This is a genomic window from Kitasatospora sp. NPDC047058 (assembly GCF_040643935.1).
Taxonomy (GTDB): domain Bacteria; phylum Actinomycetota; class Actinomycetes; order Streptomycetales; family Streptomycetaceae; genus Kitasatospora.
Genome location: NZ_JBEYVJ010000003.1, coordinates 13,609 through 29,596 on the forward strand (window position 1 = coordinate 13,609; position 15,988 = coordinate 29,596).

The 15,988-nt window shown below is 73.7% G+C and carries 12 protein-coding genes; 8 read left to right on the forward strand and 4 right to left on the reverse strand.

The window, feature by feature from the left end:
• Nucleotides 1-26: 26 nt before the first annotated feature.
• From ABZ885_RS00760 to ABZ885_RS00770, 3 genes are all read right to left on the reverse strand, one after another.
• Nucleotides 27-950, reverse strand: a complete 924-nt coding sequence (locus ABZ885_RS00760) for an ACP S-malonyltransferase (protein WP_360181500.1) — start codon at nt 948-950, stop codon at nt 27-29.
• A gap of 245 nt (nt 951-1,195) precedes the next feature.
• A complete protein-coding gene (locus tag ABZ885_RS00765) occupies nt 1,196-1,993 on the reverse strand; it encodes a LuxR family transcriptional regulator (protein ID WP_360181503.1) in 798 nt (265 codons plus the stop codon).
• A gap of 270 nt (nt 1,994-2,263) precedes the next feature.
• Nucleotides 2,264-3,061, reverse strand: coding sequence for a DNA-binding response regulator (locus tag ABZ885_RS00770; protein ID WP_360181506.1), 798 nt, complete (start codon nt 3,059-3,061; stop codon nt 2,264-2,266).
• A gap of 653 nt (nt 3,062-3,714) precedes the next feature.
• Between ABZ885_RS00770 and ABZ885_RS00775 the strand changes: the two genes are divergently transcribed.
• Genes ABZ885_RS00775 through ABZ885_RS00785 form a run of 3 tightly spaced genes read left to right on the forward strand, consistent with a single transcriptional unit; the run spans nt 3,715 to nt 7,915 of the window.
• Nucleotides 3,715-6,489 (forward strand): non-ribosomal peptide synthetase, encoded by a 2,775-nt coding sequence (locus ABZ885_RS00775; protein ID WP_360181509.1) that lies wholly within the window; start codon nt 3,715-3,717, stop codon nt 6,487-6,489.
• A 29-nt stretch (nt 6,490-6,518) separates the two neighbouring features.
• Nucleotides 6,519-7,466 carry an NAD(P)-dependent oxidoreductase gene (locus ABZ885_RS00780; protein ID WP_360181512.1) on the forward strand — a complete coding sequence of 316 codons (948 nt, stop codon included), beginning with the start codon at nt 6,519-6,521 and terminating at the stop codon, nt 7,464-7,466.
• Nucleotides 7,467-7,474: 8 nt separating this feature from the next.
• Complete coding sequence (locus ABZ885_RS00785) at nt 7,475-7,915, forward strand: nuclear transport factor 2 family protein (protein ID WP_360181515.1); 441 nt, start codon at nt 7,475-7,477, stop codon at nt 7,913-7,915.
• A 38-nt stretch (nt 7,916-7,953) separates the two neighbouring features.
• Here ABZ885_RS00785 and ABZ885_RS00790 read toward each other — a convergent pair whose 3' ends face one another.
• Nucleotides 7,954-8,991 (reverse strand): polyprenyl synthetase family protein, encoded by a 1,038-nt coding sequence (locus ABZ885_RS00790; protein WP_360181518.1) that lies wholly within the window; start codon nt 8,989-8,991, stop codon nt 7,954-7,956.
• A gap of 386 nt (nt 8,992-9,377) precedes the next feature.
• Between ABZ885_RS00790 and ABZ885_RS00795 the strand changes: the two genes are divergently transcribed.
• The 5 genes from ABZ885_RS00795 (at nt 9,378) to ABZ885_RS00815 (ending at nt 15,928) form a co-directional block, all read left to right on the forward strand.
• Nucleotides 9,378-11,141, forward strand: a complete 1,764-nt coding sequence (locus tag ABZ885_RS00795; RefSeq protein WP_360181521.1) for an LCP family protein — start codon at nt 9,378-9,380, stop codon at nt 11,139-11,141.
• A gap of 109 nt (nt 11,142-11,250) precedes the next feature.
• Nucleotides 11,251-11,697: an SRPBCC domain-containing protein gene (locus tag ABZ885_RS00800; protein WP_360181524.1), complete on the forward strand. Its 447-nt coding sequence runs from the start codon at nt 11,251-11,253 to the stop codon at nt 11,695-11,697.
• A 185-nt stretch (nt 11,698-11,882) separates the two neighbouring features.
• The gene (locus ABZ885_RS00805; RefSeq protein ID WP_360181527.1) at nt 11,883-12,668 is read left to right on the forward strand and encodes a VOC family protein; all 786 of its coding nucleotides are present in this window, start codon (nt 11,883-11,885) and stop codon (nt 12,666-12,668) included.
• A gap of 105 nt (nt 12,669-12,773) precedes the next feature.
• On the forward strand, nt 12,774-13,523 hold the full coding sequence (locus ABZ885_RS00810) for a beta-phosphoglucomutase family hydrolase (protein WP_360181530.1): 750 nt from the start codon (nt 12,774-12,776) through the stop codon (nt 13,521-13,523).
• Nucleotides 13,520-15,928, forward strand: coding sequence for a glycosyl hydrolase family 65 protein (locus tag ABZ885_RS00815; protein WP_360181533.1), 2,409 nt, complete (start codon nt 13,520-13,522; stop codon nt 15,926-15,928). Before ABZ885_RS00810 ends, ABZ885_RS00815 begins: the two co-directional genes overlap by 4 nt.
• Nucleotides 15,929-15,988: the final 60 nt, after the last annotated feature.

The window sequence follows — 15,988 nt, forward strand, 5'->3', positions numbered from 1 at the left end:
GTCGGCGTGGTGGTCGCGGGCGCCGGTCAGCCCAGCGCCGCCGGGCTGTTCAGGGACACCACCTCGGTGTCCGGGGTGATCCGGCGGATCAGGCCCGCCAGCGCCTTCCCGGGGCCGATCTCGACCAGCCGGCGGCAGCCGAGCGGGCCGGTCAGGGCGCGCACGCCCGGCTCCCAGAGCACCGGCGAGGTGAGCTGGCGGGTGGCCAGCGCGGGCCAGTCGCAGTCGCCGCGGTACACCCCGGCGTCGGCGTTGGCGACGACCGGCAGGTGGACGGGGGCGAACGCGGTGTTCTTCAGCGCGATCCGCAGCCGCTCCGCGGCCGGGGCCATGTACGGGCTGTGGAACGCCCCGCCGACCTGGAGGCGGATCAGCTTGGCGCCGATCGCGGGCGCCTCGGCCTCGATCCGGTCGACGCCCTCGGCGGAGCCGGAGACCACCGTCTGGCCGGGCGCGTTGACGTTCGCGACCCACAGCTCGGCGCCGTCCGCGCGGATCCGCCCGACGAGCCCGTCGACCTCCTCCAGCGGGGCCGCCACCAGGACGCCCATGGTGCCGGGGTGCTGCTCGGCGGCCGCCCGCATGGCCCGGCCGCGCTCCGCGACCAGGGCGGCTGCGGCGGGCAGGGTGAGCGCCCCGGCGGCGGTCAGCGCGGCGTACTCGCCGAGGCTGTGGCCGGCCACGGCGGCCACCGGGCCGCCGAGCGCGTCGCGGCGGACCGCCTCGGCGTACGCGACCACGGCGACCGTGAAGACGGCCAGCTGGGCGAGGTCGGTGCGCCGCAGGTGTTCGTCGGGGGTGTCCAGGAGCAGTTCGCGGAGGTCCTCCCCGGTGACCTCGGAGATTTCCCCGACGAGCTCCCAGGACGGGGTTTCCCGCCACGGCCCGCCCATTCCCGCCTTCTGGGTCCCCTGTCCGGGGAACACCAGGCCAATCGGTTTCCGGTCCATGGACCCGCCTTCCGCACCGTATTCACCGGGGGAGCGGGGATCCGCCGCCGGAGGTTTTCCGGAGCGGTGGATCCCCGCGCCGGCGGCCGGCGACTCGGGGGAAGTCGCGGGACGCCGGGAAGGGTTTTCCGGCATCCCGTCCGGGCTGGATTCCCTTTCCGCGGCCCATACAACTGCGGGCGTCGCCCGGGCGGCAACAACCGCTTCAGGAAGCTGCCAACCGGGCGGCCGGAACGGGACGGGCCCTACTTCGGCGGCACTCCCTCGCCGCCCGGCGGGGCCTGCCGCGCCGGGCGCAGCAGGCCGAGTTCGGCGGCGCGCACGCCCGCCTGGAAGCGGGACTGGGCGCCGAGCAGGGCCATGATCTCGGCGACGTGCCGGCGGTAGGTGCGCACCGAGACGGTGAGTTCGCGGGCGGCGACCTCGTCGGTGACGCCGGCCCGCAGCGCGCCGAGGATCTGCTGGGCGAGCGCCGCCCGGTCGCGGTCGCCGAAGACGATCCGCTCGCCGGCCGGGACGGCGTTGCGCCACACGCTCTCGAACAGCGTGCCGAGGGTGTGCAGCACCTCGGGCTTCTGGATCACCGAGGCGCGGACCCCGGTCGCGGCCTCGGCCACCACCAGCGCGGTGGTGCCGTCGACCAGCAGCGCCTGCAGCGGCGGCACCCGGGCGATCCGGATCGCCACCGGCCGTTCCAGGGCGAGCTGTTCCCGGACGAAGTCCTCGTCGACCAGGTGCGGGCTGGTCAGCAGCCGGACCGTGGAGGTCTCGGCGGCCGCGTAGATCAGCTTGCGTTCGGCCTGTTCGCTGCGGTCGGGCTGTTCCTCGGCGCCGGGCATCCGGGCGTGCACGATGTCGATGGTGCGGACCGCGCCGCGGATCAGGGCCGCGGCGGTGCGGAGCACGGGGCGGTAGCCGCCGTCCACCGTGGAGATCTGTTGCGCGCGGATGCTGCGGTCCCGGTGGATGGCCACCGTGGACTCGATCAGCGCCCGTACTTCGAGGAGAGCCCGCTCCAGCTCGTCCTCGGCCTTGATGGACACGTCCTGCTCACCGTCCCCCGTTGGTGTTCTCGCTGCTCCGCGGCCGGCCGCAGGGGCGGGCCGCGGTGTTCCCCCGTGGTGGAGGGGGCGGTGCCGGCCGGCGGGGCGTCGCGTCCCGGTCTCCGGCCGGGGGACACCCGCGGGGGCGGGCACACCTGTGCACGTCGTCGTCAGCCGTCGCCGGGCCGCATGGCTCCTCCTTCGTCGTGCGGTGCACGCGTTGTGCCGCCGCACCCCGGTGCGGCGGCCCGACCTGGTCCTCCGTACCGGCTACTCGAGGAGCAGCCCCAGTTCGACGGCCCGCACCCCGGCCTGGAAGCGGGAGCTGGCGCCGAGTTCGCGCATGATCTCGGCGACGTGCCGCCGGTAGGTGCGCAGCGACATGTTGAGGTCGCGGGCGGCGGCGTCGTCGGTGTAGCCGTTCCGCAGGCGTTCCAGGATGCGGCGGGTGAGGTCGCCGAGCAGCCGGGGGCTGAGTGCCAGGTGGTCGTCGAGCTTGCGGCCGCCGGACCAGGCGCCGGCGAAGAGGAGCTCCAGGGCCCGGACCGCGGCCCGGTCGTTCACCAGGGTGGCCTGTCCCTTGGCGCTGCCGGCGCCGGCCCGGACCAGTGCGGCGGTGCCGTCCGCGATGACGATGTCGCGCAGTTCGGCCTCGGAGACCCGGATCTCGAACCGGGCGCCGGGCGAGCGGGCGAGCGCGCCCAGGTCGGCGTCGGCCACCTCGGGCGCGCACAGCAGCCGGACGACCGGGCCGGGGGCCAGTCCGGCCAGGGCCTTGCGGGCGATCAGGGCGAAGACGTCGGCATCGGGGAGGGCGACGCAGACGGAGTGCCGGGCGCGGAAGACCAGCTGCTCGACGGCCTCCCCCAGCACGGCGACGTCGGTGTGCGGGGCGGTGTGGCCCGGATCGGGCCGGCGCCGGTAGAGGGAGACGGTGGACTCGATCAGGGCCCGGGCCTGGAGCAGCGTCTTCTCGACGTGCGCGGCGTGTTCCGCGGGCGTGGTGTCCCCCGTTTCGGACCACTTGTCCGGCCGCCCGTTCGGCGAACCCGCCGAGGCGCTGGTCACGATGTCCCCCTCACCGCGGTGATCTTCTTTTCAGCAGATTCTTTCTTCAACTGTTCAATCCAGAACAAAGAAGGTGACGCCCGCTCAGATCACCTTTGGGCGACAGTAGTTCTCTTGTTCGAAGTCCGTCAACCTTTGTAAAAAAGTCCTGGTCAGAGCCGTGGAAAGCGGGTCCGGGGCAGGCCCGGCCGGGGGCGGCGGACGGCGCCGCGTGCCGCGCCTATACCAAGTGCCGATATTCATGCCACCAAAGCGGCGGATCTCCGGCCGGTCTGACACCAAGCTGCATCCACCCCTCGAAATGGAAAAGCGCCGATTCCGGTTCTATCACGAGTGGTGTCGCCGCCCTCACGGTCCGTGGCGGCCTTGTCCCCTTCCGGCCAACCACGAACCGGCCTCGCGGGCCGGGCGGACTTCGACTTTACGGTAAGGCCTGTGACCACAAGCCACACGGGGACCAACCAGCTTCAGAACCTTCCGAGTTCACCTGCCACCGGCGCGACGGCGCGGTGTCGGGCGGTGCCGCCGTCGGCACCTCGGCGCTGACCGGCCCTCGCACGTCACGCTCGCGGACTCCCGGAGGAGTCCGGTCCCTCCCTGTTCGGCGTGTCCCTTCCCCGGCGCGCTGCCTTGAGATCAGGAGACAGACGGCCGTGCATCCCCCCCGCAACCTCACCGAACTGCTGCTCGCCACCGCGCGGCACCACCCCGCCGCCGGCCTCGGTCACGGTCCGGGCGCCGCCGGCGCCGGCCCGGCCGAGCAGACCTACCCCGAACTCCTCGACGCCGCCCGCCGGATCCTGACCGGCCTGCGCGCGAAGGGGCTGCGCCCCGGCGACCGGGTGGTGCTGATCCTGGACCGCTCCCAGGACTTCCTGCCCGCCTTCTGGGGCGCCGTGCTCGGCGGTTTCGTCCCCTGCCCGCTCGCCGCCCCGGCCGCCGCCGACCCGGAGCGCTGGGCCGCCCAGCTCGACCACGTCGCCGGCCTGCTGGACGGCCCGCTGACGGTCACCACGGCGGCCCTCGCGGCCGCCCTCCCGGCGGGCGACGACCGGCCGGTGGCCGTCCTGGCGGAGCTGGACGGCGAGCCCGCGGCGGAGCTGCACCACGCGGCGCCGGAGGACACCGCCGTCCTGATGCTGACCTCCGGCTCGACCAGCAACTCCAAGGCCGTGATGCTCAGTCACGCCAACCTGCTCGCCTCGATGGCCGCCAAGAACGGCCACCACCGGCTCGGCGCCGGGGACGTCACGCTGAACTGGGTCTCCTTCGACCACGTCGCGGCCCTGCTGGAGTGCCACCTGCTGCCGCTGTCCACCGGCAGCCGCCAGCTGCACGTCGCCCCCGCCGTGGTGCTCGAGGACCCGCTGGAGTTCCCGCGGCTGCTCTCCCGGCACGGCGTCACCATGACCTTCGCGCCCAACTTCCTGCTCGGGCTGGTCAACGCGGCCGCCGGCCGGCCGGCGGAGGACGCCGAGCCGCTCGACCTGAGCCGGGTGCGGCAGATCATCAGCGGCGGCGAGGCCGTCGTGGTCCGCACCGGAGAAACGTTTCTGGAGCTGCTCGCGCCGTACGGCCTGGCCCGGGACACGCTCTGGCCCGCCTTCGGGATGACCGAGACCTGCGCCGGCAGCGTCTACTCCCGCGGAGGCTTCCCGGACACCGACCGCGGCGCCGAGTTCGCCGGTCTCGGCACGCCGGTGGCGGGCCTGGACGTCCGGATCGCCGGCGAGGACGACCGGCCGCTGCCCGCGGGCCGGACCGGTGAGGTCCAGTTCTCCGGTCCGGTGATCACCCGCGGCTACTACCGCGACCCGCAGGCCACCGCGGACGCCTTCACCGCGGACGGCTGGTTCCGCAGCGGCGACCTCGGCCGGCTCGACGACGGGCGGCTGACCCTGGTCGGGCGCAGCAAGGACAGCGTCATCGTCAACGGCGTCAACCGCTTCAGCCACGACATCGAGGCCGCCCTCGAACCGCTCGACGGCGTCGCCCGCTCCTACGTCGCCGCCTTCCCCACCCGGCCGGCCGGCAGCGACACCGAGCAGCTGGTGATCGCCTTCCACCCGGAGCTGCCGGACGGCGACGAGGCCGGCCTGTACCGGGTGCTCAACGCGATCCGCGCCACCGTCGTGACGCACTGGGGCTTCCGGCCCGCCCTCGTCCTGCCGCTGCCCGCCGAGGCCTTTCCCAAGACCAGCCTCGGCAAGATCCAGCGCGCGCTGATGCGCCGGCGCCTGGAGGCCGGCGCCTACGAACGGCAGCAGCGCGAGACGGCCGGACTGACCCTGCGCATGCTCGGCGGCCACACCCCGCCCGAGGGCGAGGTCGAGCGGACCCTCGCCGGGATCTACGCCGAGCTGTTCGACTGCGACCCGGCGGAGATCAGCGCCACCGCCGGCTTCTTCGACCTGGGCGGCACCTCGCTGGACATCCTGCGGCTGCGCGCCAAGGTCGCCGAACGGCTCGGCGTCACCGGCCTGGAGGTGATCACCGTGCTGACCGCGCCGACGGTCCGCGCGCTCGCCGCCCGGCTCGCCGAACCGGCCGGCACCGGGCCGCGGCCGTACGACCCGCTGGTGCCGATGCAGACCGGCGGCACCAAGACCCCGCTGTTCTGCGTCCACCCGGGCGTCGGCGAGGTGCTCGTCTTCGTCAACCTCGCCAAGTACTTCACCGGCGACCGCCCCTTCCACGCCCTGCGGGCCCGCGGCTTCAACGACGGCGAGAAGCCCTTCGTCTCCTTCGAGCAGATGGTCGACACCTACGTGGACGCCATCCGCACCGCACAGCCGCAGGGCCCGTACGCGGTGGCCGGCTACTCCTACGGCGCCGCCGTCGCGTTCGAGATCGCCAAGGTGCTGGAGTCGCAGGGCGAGCGGGTCGACTTCGTCGGCAGCTTCAACCTGCCGCCGCACATCAAGTACCGGATGGACGAGCTGGACTTCCCGGAGACCGCCGCCCACCTCGCGCTCTTCCTGGAGCTGATCGACAAGCAGCAGGCCCGCGAACTCCCGGACGCCGTCCGGCACCTGCCCCGGGAGGAGCAGGCCGCCCGGTTCGTCGAGCTGGCGCCGCCGCGGCGCGTCGCCGAACTCGACCTGGACGCCGCCCGGTTCGCCACCTGGGCGGAGATCGCCGACACGCTGACCGGCCTCGGCCGGACGTACACGCCGAGCGGCACCGTGCGCTCGGTGACCGTCTTCCACGCCCTCCCGCTGCGCGGCACCCGCGAGGACTGGCTGGACGACGAGCTGCGCCGCTGGGACGAGTACAGCCGGGAGGAGAACCGGTACCTGGAGGTGCCGGGCGAGCACTACACCCTGATGGGCCCGCGCCACGTGGCCGCCTTCCAGGCGGTCCTGCGGCGGGAACTGGACCGCGCACTGGCCGGGGCCGACGCCCTCGCGGTGCGGCGGGGAGCGTGAGGGAACCGATGACGACGGGGGAGAACGACATGCGGGGCAGGAAGATCCTGATCACCGGCGGCACCGGGCAGGTCGCCCGGCCGGTCGCCGAGGCCCTGGCCGAACGGAACGAGGTCTGGTGCATCGGCCGGTTCGGCACGCCGGGCGTCGAACGGGAGCTGGCCGCCCGGGGCATCACCACCCGGCGGTGGGACATGGCCGACGGCTCGGACCGGGCGCTCGCGGGGCTGCCGGAGGACTTCACCCACGTCCTGCACTCCGCCGTGCACCGCGGCGAGGACGGCGACTTCAACGCCACCGCCGAGATCAACGCGGTGGCCACCGGCCGGCTGATGGCGCACTGCCGCAGCGCCGAGGCGTTCCTCTACGTCTCCACCGGCGCCCTCTACAAGCGGCAGACCCTGGACCACCTCTACACCGAGGACGACCCGGTGGACGGCTCCGCGGACTGGCTGCCCGCCTACCCGATGGGCAAGCTCGCCACCGAGGGCGCGGTGCGCGCCTTCGCCCGGGTGCTCGGCCTGCCCACCACCATCGCGCGGCTGAACATCGCCTACGGGCCCGGCAGTTACGGCGGCGTGCCGATGCTCTACTTCAAGGCGATGCTGGCCGGGCAGCCGATCGCGGTGCCGCGGGAGGGCCAGAACTGGTGCTCCCTGCTGCACACCGACGACCTGGTGGCGCAGGTGCCGCCGCTCTGGCGGGCCGCCTCGCTGCCGGCCACGCTGGTCAACTGGGGCGGCGACCAGTCGGTCGGGATCACCGACTGCATCCGCCACATGGAGGAGCTGACCGGGGTCACCGCCGACCTCGTCCCGAGCGAGGTCACCCGGGAGACCTACCGGTTCGACCCGGCGCTGCGCCGCCGGCTGACCGGCCCGTGCACCGTCGACTGGCGGGACGGCATCGAGCGGACCCTGCGGGCGATGCACCCGCAGCACCTCGGCGCCGGCCGGCTCGTCGCGGCGAAGGGCTGAGGGGCGCCGTGACGGACATCAGCGACCGCACGACCGCCGCACCGGGCGGCACCGACGCCGGGAACCGGGCCGTGATCGAGCGCGCCTACCGGGCCTTCCACGACCGCGACGTGGCGGCCCTGCTGGGCACCCTCGACCCGCAGGTCGAGTGGGTGCACCCGGACGGCATGGCCGACTACGGCCTCGGCGGCACCAAGCACGGCCACGCCGGGGTGCGCGAGTTCCTCTCCAGGGTGCCCGCGGTGCTCGGCGGGATGCGGCTCGAACCCCAGGAGTTCGTGGCCGCCGGCGACCGGGTGGTGGTCTTCGGCGTCCGGCAGGTCACCTCGGTGCGCGGGACGACCGAGACGCTCCCCTTCATCCACTCCTGGACGCTGCGGGACGGCGCGGCGGTCCGGATGGAGGACGTCTTCGACACGGTCCTGTTCCGCCGCGTCATCGAGAGCTGACCGGCCGCGCCGGGATCGCCGGCGGACCCTAGCGGACCCTAGCGGTCCCGGCGCGCCACGAAGTCGCAGATCGAGTCGAGCACGCCCCGCGCCGGCCCGTCCGGCAGGTCGGCGAGCGCGGCCCGGGCCAGCCCCAGCTGGTCGTGCATCATCGCCCGGGCCTCGGCCATCGCGTCCGAGGCCCGCAGCTGCGCCAGCAGCCGGCGGTGCTGCCGGGCGGTGGCGGGGCGGCCGGAGGTCAGCAGCTCGCGCAGCTTGCGGGCCTTCGGCCGCTCGTCGGCCAGCGCGAGCAGGACCGGGAGGCTCGACACCCCGGCGGCCAGGTCCTTGCCCTGCTCCTTGCCGGACACCGAGGAGTCCGAGGTGATGTCGAGCAGGTCGTCGGAGATCTGGAAGGCGAGGCCGAGGTGCTCCCCGTACTCGCCGAGCGCCCGGACGAGCACGTCGGGGGCGGCCGCCTGGACGGCGCCGAGCCGCAGCGAGACGGAGATCAGCGAGGCCGACTTGCCGGAGATGACCGAGAAGTAGTGGGCCAGCGCGTCCGCGGGGGAGGAGCCGGCGGCCGGCCCGGTGAGCTCCCGCACCTGGCCCGCGACCAGCCGCTCGGTGACCCGGGTGTGCAGCAGCAGGCCCTGCCGCTCCAGCCCGGCCGCGATCGCGCCGCCCTTGGCGAGCAGCCAGTTGCCGGTGAGGACGGCGGTCCGGTTCCCGTGCACGGCGTTGATGCTGGGGGCGCCGCGGCGGGTGCCGGCCTGGTCCATCACGTCGTCGTGGCAGAGCGACGCGGCGTGGACCAGCTCGACCAGCATGGCGGCGTCGGTCACCCCGGGCCGGGCGTGGTCCCCGAACTCGGCACCGAGCAGCACCATCAGGGGGCGCAGCCGCTTGCCGCCGCCGGTGACCACCTGGCCGGCCAGCGCGGCCACGGCGGGGTGCCGGGCCTCGGCGACGCAGGCGCGCAGCCTGTCCTCGGTCGCCTCCAGGCCCTGCCGCAGCCGGGCCTCCAGCTCCGGATCGCACTCCGCCATCCCGGCGAGCGAGCCCCGGTCGTGGGCGGTCCTCGTCAACACGGCCATGGTCATCCCCCCGTTTCCGAACCGAGCGCGGCCTCCGGGCGCGGTCCTCTGCAATCTACGGGACACCTTCCGCACCGGCCGAAGGGGGTGGCAGGTAGCTGCGGAAACGGGTGCCGGAGGGGCCGGGCCGACGGGCCGACGGGAAGTCATCCGGCGTGGCCGGGGCGGCTCGTGACGGTAGTAGGACAAATATGACTGGCTTGTATGCTCCCAAGGGGCTTCCTGTGACTGCGGAGGCTCCGGAGGGGAAGCGGGGGCAGGTCCCGGGGGCGTTCATCGGTCATTACGACCTTCGTATGTGCAACCCGGCTGCCGGTTCCGGCCGTCTCTCTGTGTGCAGTGCGCTCGGATGACGGGCGCCGCGTCCACCGGTGAAAGGTACACGGATGTCAGGTCAGTGGGGCGAGGGCCCGGCTCGTGGTGACGACGCGCCCGGTGCGCTCACGACCGAGGGCGGCGACGCCGGGGTGCCGCAGCAGCGGGCCGGGGGGCGGGCCGAGGCCCGGCGCGCGGCCCAGGGCAGGGGCGGCCCGCCGGCGCCCGAGGCGGCCGCGGCCGGTGGAGCGGCGGCCGGTGGACGGGCGGCGGCCCGGAACAGCCGCAAGCCCAGGAAGAACGTGAAGAAGATCGTCGCCTGGTCGGCGGCCGGCGTGCTGGTGCTGATAGCCGGCACGGGCGGCGCGATCTACTTCAAGCTCAACGGCAACATCAAGTCCTTCGACGGCGACGCCATCGCCGCCGACCGTCCGCCGGAGGCCCAGGCCGACGCGGACGGCAACAAGCCGGTGAACGTGCTGCTGATCGGCTCGGACAGCCGCGGCAAGAACAACTCCGACCTCGGCGGCGGCAACGAGGACGGCGGCGCCCGCTCGGACACCACGATCCTGCTGCACGTCTACGCCGACCACAAGCACGCCGTCGGCATCTCCATCCCGCGCAACGCCATGGTGGCGATCCCCTCCTGCAAGCTGCCGAACGGCAAGTGGACCAAGCCGATCTCCAGCGACCTGTTCAACGCCGCCTTCTCGAAGGGTGAGAGCGACGACGGCAACCCGGCCTGCACCCAGAACACCGTCGAGAAGCTCACCGGCATCCGCGTCGACCACACCATCGTGGTCGACTTCCAGGGCTTCTCCGCGATGACCAAGGCCGTGGACGGCGTGGACGTCTGCCTGCCCAAGGCGATCTACGAGGGGGACATCAACCCCAACCTCCCCAGGAAGGGCAACGAGGTCCTCAAGGCGGGCCAGCAGAAGGTCCAGGGGCAGCAGGCGCTCGACTACGTCCGCCTGCGGCACGGCATCGGCGACGGCTCCGACGTCGGCCGGATGAAGCGCCAGCAGGCCTTCCTCGGCTCGCTCGCCGCCAAGATCAAGAAGCAGGGGCTCAACCCCACCACCCTGCTGCCGCTCGCGGACGCCGCCACCAAGTCGATGACCGTCGACCCCGGGCTCGACTCGGTGGACAAGCTGATGTCCTTCGGCCTGTCGCTGAAGAACATCGACATGCACGACCTCAAGTTCGTCACCCTGCCCTGGCGCTACCGCACCCAGGACAAGAACATCGACATCGTCCAGGCGGACGCCGCCAAGCTCTGGGACACCCTCAAGGCCGACCGGACCATCGACGGCCAGAACGCCACCGGCCAGCAGCCCGACGCGCCCGCGACCGCCGGCGCGACCACGCCCGCCGCACCGGCCGCGACCGGCTCGGCGCCGTCCCCGGCGGCCGACGCCGGGAACGCCTCGATCAAGGTGTCCGTCTACAACGGGACCACCACCAAGGGGGCCGGGGACAAGGCGAGCGAGGTGCTCAAGGCGGCGAAGTTCACCGCCACCAAGGCGGGCAACGCGGCCAGCCTGAAGTACACGACCACGATGGTCGAGTACGGCTCCGGGCAGAAGGCGAACGCCGAGAAGGTCGCCGCGCTGTTCCCCGGGGCGACCGTCGAGGCCGGCTCCTCGCCGGGCATCACGCTGATCGTCGGCAAGGACTTCGCGGCGGCCAACGCCGGCGGCGCGGCCGCCCCGGGAACCGCGGGCGCCGCCGGCGGCGCCTCGGCCGCGGCGCCGGCCCCGCTGCCCACCAGCGTCACCGGCGACGCCCGCTCGGCGGACGACGACATCTGCTCCAACGTCTCCTACGGCTGACGGCCGGCGGCCGCGCCGCACCGGGCCCGGGGTGTACCGACCCCGGGCCCTGTGCCATGGTGGCCGGAGGGGGCCGAGCAGGGGGGTGCAGGCCCGAAAGGCGGACCTCATGGCCGAGATCGCCCTGCAGTTCGACGTCGCGGCGCCCCGCGCCGTCGTCCTCGCCGCGCTGAACACCCACGACGGCCTCACCAGCTGGTGGACCACCGAGGTGGACCGGGACGGCGACGTGCTGCTCTTCGACTTCCCCGACGTCCCCGAGCCGTTCCGGCTCCGCCTCGAACGCGCCGACGAGGACCGCGTGGTCTGGACGAACACCGGCACCTTCCCGCCGCACTGGGCGGGCACCTGGATCAGCTGGGACCTCGCCGGGCAGCCCGGTGCCCCCGACCGCACCCGGCTGCTGTTCCGCCACGGCGGGTGGCAGCCCGGCAGCGAGGACGGCGTGCCGATGGTGGCCGGCACCTGGGCCGAACTGATCGTCCGGCTCAAGGACTACGCCCAGAGCGGCAAGGTGCAGCCGTACTTCGTGAAGCCGCCCCAGCACGCCGCGTGACCGGGCGCTCCGGCTCCCCCGGGTAGCCCGCCGGGCGCCGTCCGGTGGCGCACCGGTGCCGGCCCGGCGATGGTGGGCGGTGTACCGCCGTCCGGCCGCCGCCCGCCGAGGCCCGCGGAGGGGCCCGCCGGGGCCCCGGCCCCGCCCGGCCGGGGCGGAGGACCCGTGCCCCTGGAGGCCCCGCAATGCCCGTAGTCACCGCTCCGTACAAGCCCGGTACCCCGTGCTGGGTCGACCTGATGGCGAGCGACCAGCAGGCCGCGCTCGACTTCTACCGCGACCTGTTCGGCTGGCAGGGCGAGATCGGCCCGCCCGAGTTCGGCGGCTACGCCGTGTGCGCGCTGAACGGCCGGCCGGTCGCCGGGATCATGGCCCGGATGGCCCCCGAGGGCCAGCCCGTCCCGCCGGTCGCCTGGACCACCTACCTGGCCTCGGACGACGCCGACGCCACCCAGAGCGCCGTCGCCGAGCACGGCGGCACGATCCTCTACCCGGCCATGGACGTCGGCACGGTCGGCCGGATGCTGGTCGCCGCCGACCCGACCGGCGCGGTGTTCGGCGTCTGGCAGAAGCTGGACTTCATCGGCGCCGGCATCGTGAACGAGCCCGGCTCGCTGGTCTGGAACGAGCTCAACACCGGCGACACCGACGCGGCCGGCCGGTTCTACCACCAGGCCGTGGGCCTGCGCCCGGGGACCGTCCAGGGCATGGAGGGCTACTACTCGCTCAACGTCGGCGACCGCACCGTCTGCGGCATGCAGCAGGTCCCCGGGTACCTCGCCCCCGGCACGCCCGCGCACTGGATGACCTACTTCTCGGTGGACGACACCGACTCCACCGTGGACGCCCTGGTCAAGGCGAGCGGCTCGGTGATCCAGCCGCCGTTCGACATGCAGGCCGGCCGGATGGCGGTCGTCCAGGACCCGCAGGGCGCCGTCTTCGCGATGATCGCCGCACCGGGCACGCCCTGATCCGCCGGACCGGCGGCGGCCCCGTCGGCCGCCGGAGCCGCCCGTTCCCGCGACGCGCCGCCGGGAATGGGCGGCTTCCCCGCGTCCGCGGGTGAGACTGCACCCATGCTGGGGCTTCCGGACGACATCCGCGCTTTCCTCTTCGACCTCGACGGGGTGCTCACCCAGACCGCCAAGGTGCACGCCGCGGCCTGGAAGGACACCTTCGACGCGTTCCTGCGCGCCGAGGCGGCCCGCACCGGCGAGCCGTTCGTGCCCTTCGACGCCGTCCTCGACTACGACACGTACGTCGACGGCCGCCCGAGACTCGACGGCACCCGGGCGTTCCTGCACAGCCGCGGCGTCGACCTGCCCGAGGGCACCGACGCCGACCCGCCCGGCACCCGCACCGTGCACGGCATCAGCCTGGCCAAGAACGACACCGTGCTGCGGATGATCCGCGAGCAGGGCGTCCAGCCGTACCCGGGCTCGGTCGCCTACGTGCGCCGGCTGCGCGGCCTCGGGCTGCCCACCGCGGTCGTCTCGTCCAGCGCCAACTGCCGGGACGTGCTGCGCGCCGCCGGGATCGAAGAACTGTTCGACGTGATCGTGGACGGCGTCGTGGCCAAACGCGAGAACCTGCCGGGCAAGCCCGCGCCCGACACCTACCTCGCCGCCGCCCGGGCCCTGGGCGTCGAGCCCGCGCACGCCGCCGTCTTCGAGGACGCGCTCGCCGGGGTCGCCTCCGGCCGGGCCGGCGGCTTCGGCGCGGTGGTCGGCGTCGACCGCACCGGCCAGGCCGCCGAACTGCGCCGCGACGGCGCCACCGTGGTCGTCACCGACCTCGCCGAGCTGCTCGAAGGAGACGCGGCATGACCAGCCTGGACAACTTCAGCGTCGACCCCTGGCAGATCACCGAGCAGGGCCTCGACCTGGAGTCGATGGCCCGCGCCGAGTCCGTCTTCGCGCTCTCCAACGGCCACATCGGCCTGCGCGGCAACCTCGACGAGGGCGAGCCGCACGGCCTCCCCGGCACCTACCTGAACGGCGTCTTCGAACTCCGCCCGCTGCCGTACGGCGAGGGCGGCTACGGCTACCCGGAGTCCAGCCAGAGCGTCATCAACATCACCAACGGCAAGATCATCCGGCTGCTGGTGGACGACGAGCCCTTCGACCTGCGGTACGGCGAACTGCTCGGCCACCGCCGCTGGCTGGACTTCCGGGACGGGCTGCTGCGGCGCGAGGCCGAGTGGACCTCCCCGGCCGGCCGGACCATCAGGGTGAACTCGACCCGGCTGGTCTCGCTCACCCAGCGGGCCGTCGCCGCCGTCGAGTACACCGTCGAGGCGGTGGACGCGCCGGTGCGGATCGTCCTGCAGTCCGAGCTGGTCGCCAACGAGCAGCTGCCCGGCGGCCCCGAGGGCGACCCGCGCGCCGCCGCCGTGCTGGAGGCCCCGCTGATCGGCGAGGTGCACCACGCCGGCGGCAGCAAGGCCGTCCTGGTGCACCGCACCCGGTACAGCGGCATCCGGGTCGCCGCCGGGATGGACCACGTCATCGAGGGCCCGGAAGGCCTGGACACCGTCGCCGAGGCGGAGGTCGACCACTGCCGGATCAGCGTCACCACCCTGCTCCGGCCGGGCGAACGGCTGCGGCTGGTGAAGTTCATGTCCTACGGCTGGTCCGCGACACGCTCGCAGCCCGCCGTCCGGGACCAGGTGGAGGCCGCGTTGACCGCCGCCCGGTATACCGGCTGGGACGGGCTGGTGACCGAACAGGCCGAGTTCCTCAAGGAGTTCTGGGAGACCAGCGACGTCGAGATCGAGGGCGACGTCGAACTCCAGCAGGCCGTCCGGTTCGCCGTCTTCCACGTCCTCCAGGCGGGCGCCCGGAGCGAGGAACGGGCCATCCCCGCCAAGGGGCTGACCGGCCCCGGCTACGACGGCCACAGCTTCTGGGACACCGAGACCTTCGTCCTGCCGGTGCTCACCTACTGCCTGCCGGCCGCCGTCAACCAGGCGCTCCGCTGGCGCTACACGACCCTCCCGATGGCCCGCGACCGGGCGACCCAACTCGGCCTCGCCGGCGCGGTGTTCCCGTGGCGGACCATCCGCGGCGAGGAATGCTCGGGCTACTGGCCGGCCGGCACCGCGGCCTTCCACATCGGCGCCGACATCGCCTCCGCCGTGTCCCGCTACGTCCGGACCACCGGGGACGCCGAGTTCGAGCGCGAGTACGGGCTGGAACTGCTCGTCGAGACCGCCCGGATGTGGCGCTCGCTCGGCCACCACGACGCCGTCGGCAAGTTCCGCATCGAGGGCGTCACCGGCCCCGACGAGTACAGCGCCGTCGCCGACAACAACGTCTTCACCAACCTGATGGCGCAGGCCAACCTGCGCGTCGCCGCCGAAGCGGCCGCCCGGCACCCGCGCGAGGCGGCCGCACTCGGCGTCGACACCGAGGAGACCGCCGCCTGGCGGGACGCCGCCGCCGCGATGTTCATCCCGTACGACGAGAACCTCGGCGTCCACCCGCAGGCCGACGGCTTCACCGACCACCAGGTCTGGGACTTCGAACACACCCCGCCGGAGAACTACCCGCTGCTGCTCCACTACCCGTACTTCGACCTGTACCGGAAGCAGGTGGTCAAGCAGGCCGACCTGGTCCTCGCCATGCAGGTCCGCGGCGACGCCTTCACCGACGAGCAGAAGGCCCGCAACTTCGCCTACTACGAGCGGCTGACCGTCCGCGACTCCTCGCTCTCCGCCTGCACCCAGGCGGTGATCGCCGCCGAGGTCGGGCAGCTGGACCTCGCGTACGACTACACCGCCGAAGCCGCCCTGATGGACCTGCACGACCTCGGCGGCAACACCCGCGACGGCCTCCACATGGCCTCGCTCGCCGGGGCCTGCATCGCCCTGGTGGCCGGCTTCGGGGGGCTCCGCGACCACGGCGAGATCCTCAACTTCCGGCCCCGGCTGCCGGCCGGGCTGATGAAGCTCAGCTTCTCGCTGCTGGTGCGCGGCCGGCTGCTGGGCGTCCGGATCACCCACGAGGGCACGACGTACACGCTGCGCCGCGGCGAGGTGATCCACCTGCGGCACGACGGCGAGGTGGTCCAGGTGAAGGCCGGCTCCCCGGTCACCGTGCCCACCACCGTCCCGCCCGCCCAGGAACGCTGCAGCCAGCCCCCCGGCCGCGAACCGGCCCGCCGCCAGCCCCAGGCCGGGATCGCCGCCGGCACCCTCAGCCCCGGCCCGGACCACCTGGCCGCGGAGTAGCCGCCCCGCCCGCCCCGCCCCCGGCCCTCACCCCTTCGGCCCCTCCCGGGTGCGCGGCCC

What these genes read in the sequence shown, in the direction of transcription:
- ABZ885_RS00760 (WP_360181500.1), bottom strand. Translation starts at nt 950, where the DNA reads ATGGACCGGAAACCGATTGGCCTGGTGTTCCCCGGACAGGGGACCCAG.
- ABZ885_RS00780 (WP_360181512.1), top strand. Translation starts at nt 6,519, where the DNA reads ATGCGGGGCAGGAAGATCCTGATCACCGGCGGCACCGGGCAGGTCGCC.
- ABZ885_RS00790 (WP_360181518.1), bottom strand. Translation starts at nt 8,991, where the DNA reads ATGGCCGTGTTGACGAGGACCGCCCACGACCGGGGCTCGCTCGCCGGG.
- ABZ885_RS00795 (WP_360181521.1), top strand. Translation starts at nt 9,378, where the DNA reads ATGTCAGGTCAGTGGGGCGAGGGCCCGGCTCGTGGTGACGACGCGCCC.
- ABZ885_RS00800 (WP_360181524.1), top strand. Translation starts at nt 11,251, where the DNA reads ATGGCCGAGATCGCCCTGCAGTTCGACGTCGCGGCGCCCCGCGCCGTC.
- ABZ885_RS00805 (WP_360181527.1), top strand. Translation starts at nt 11,883, where the DNA reads ATGCCCGTAGTCACCGCTCCGTACAAGCCCGGTACCCCGTGCTGGGTC.
- ABZ885_RS00810 (WP_360181530.1), top strand. Translation starts at nt 12,774, where the DNA reads ATGCTGGGGCTTCCGGACGACATCCGCGCTTTCCTCTTCGACCTCGAC.
- ABZ885_RS00815 (WP_360181533.1), top strand. Translation starts at nt 13,520, where the DNA reads ATGACCAGCCTGGACAACTTCAGCGTCGACCCCTGGCAGATCACCGAG.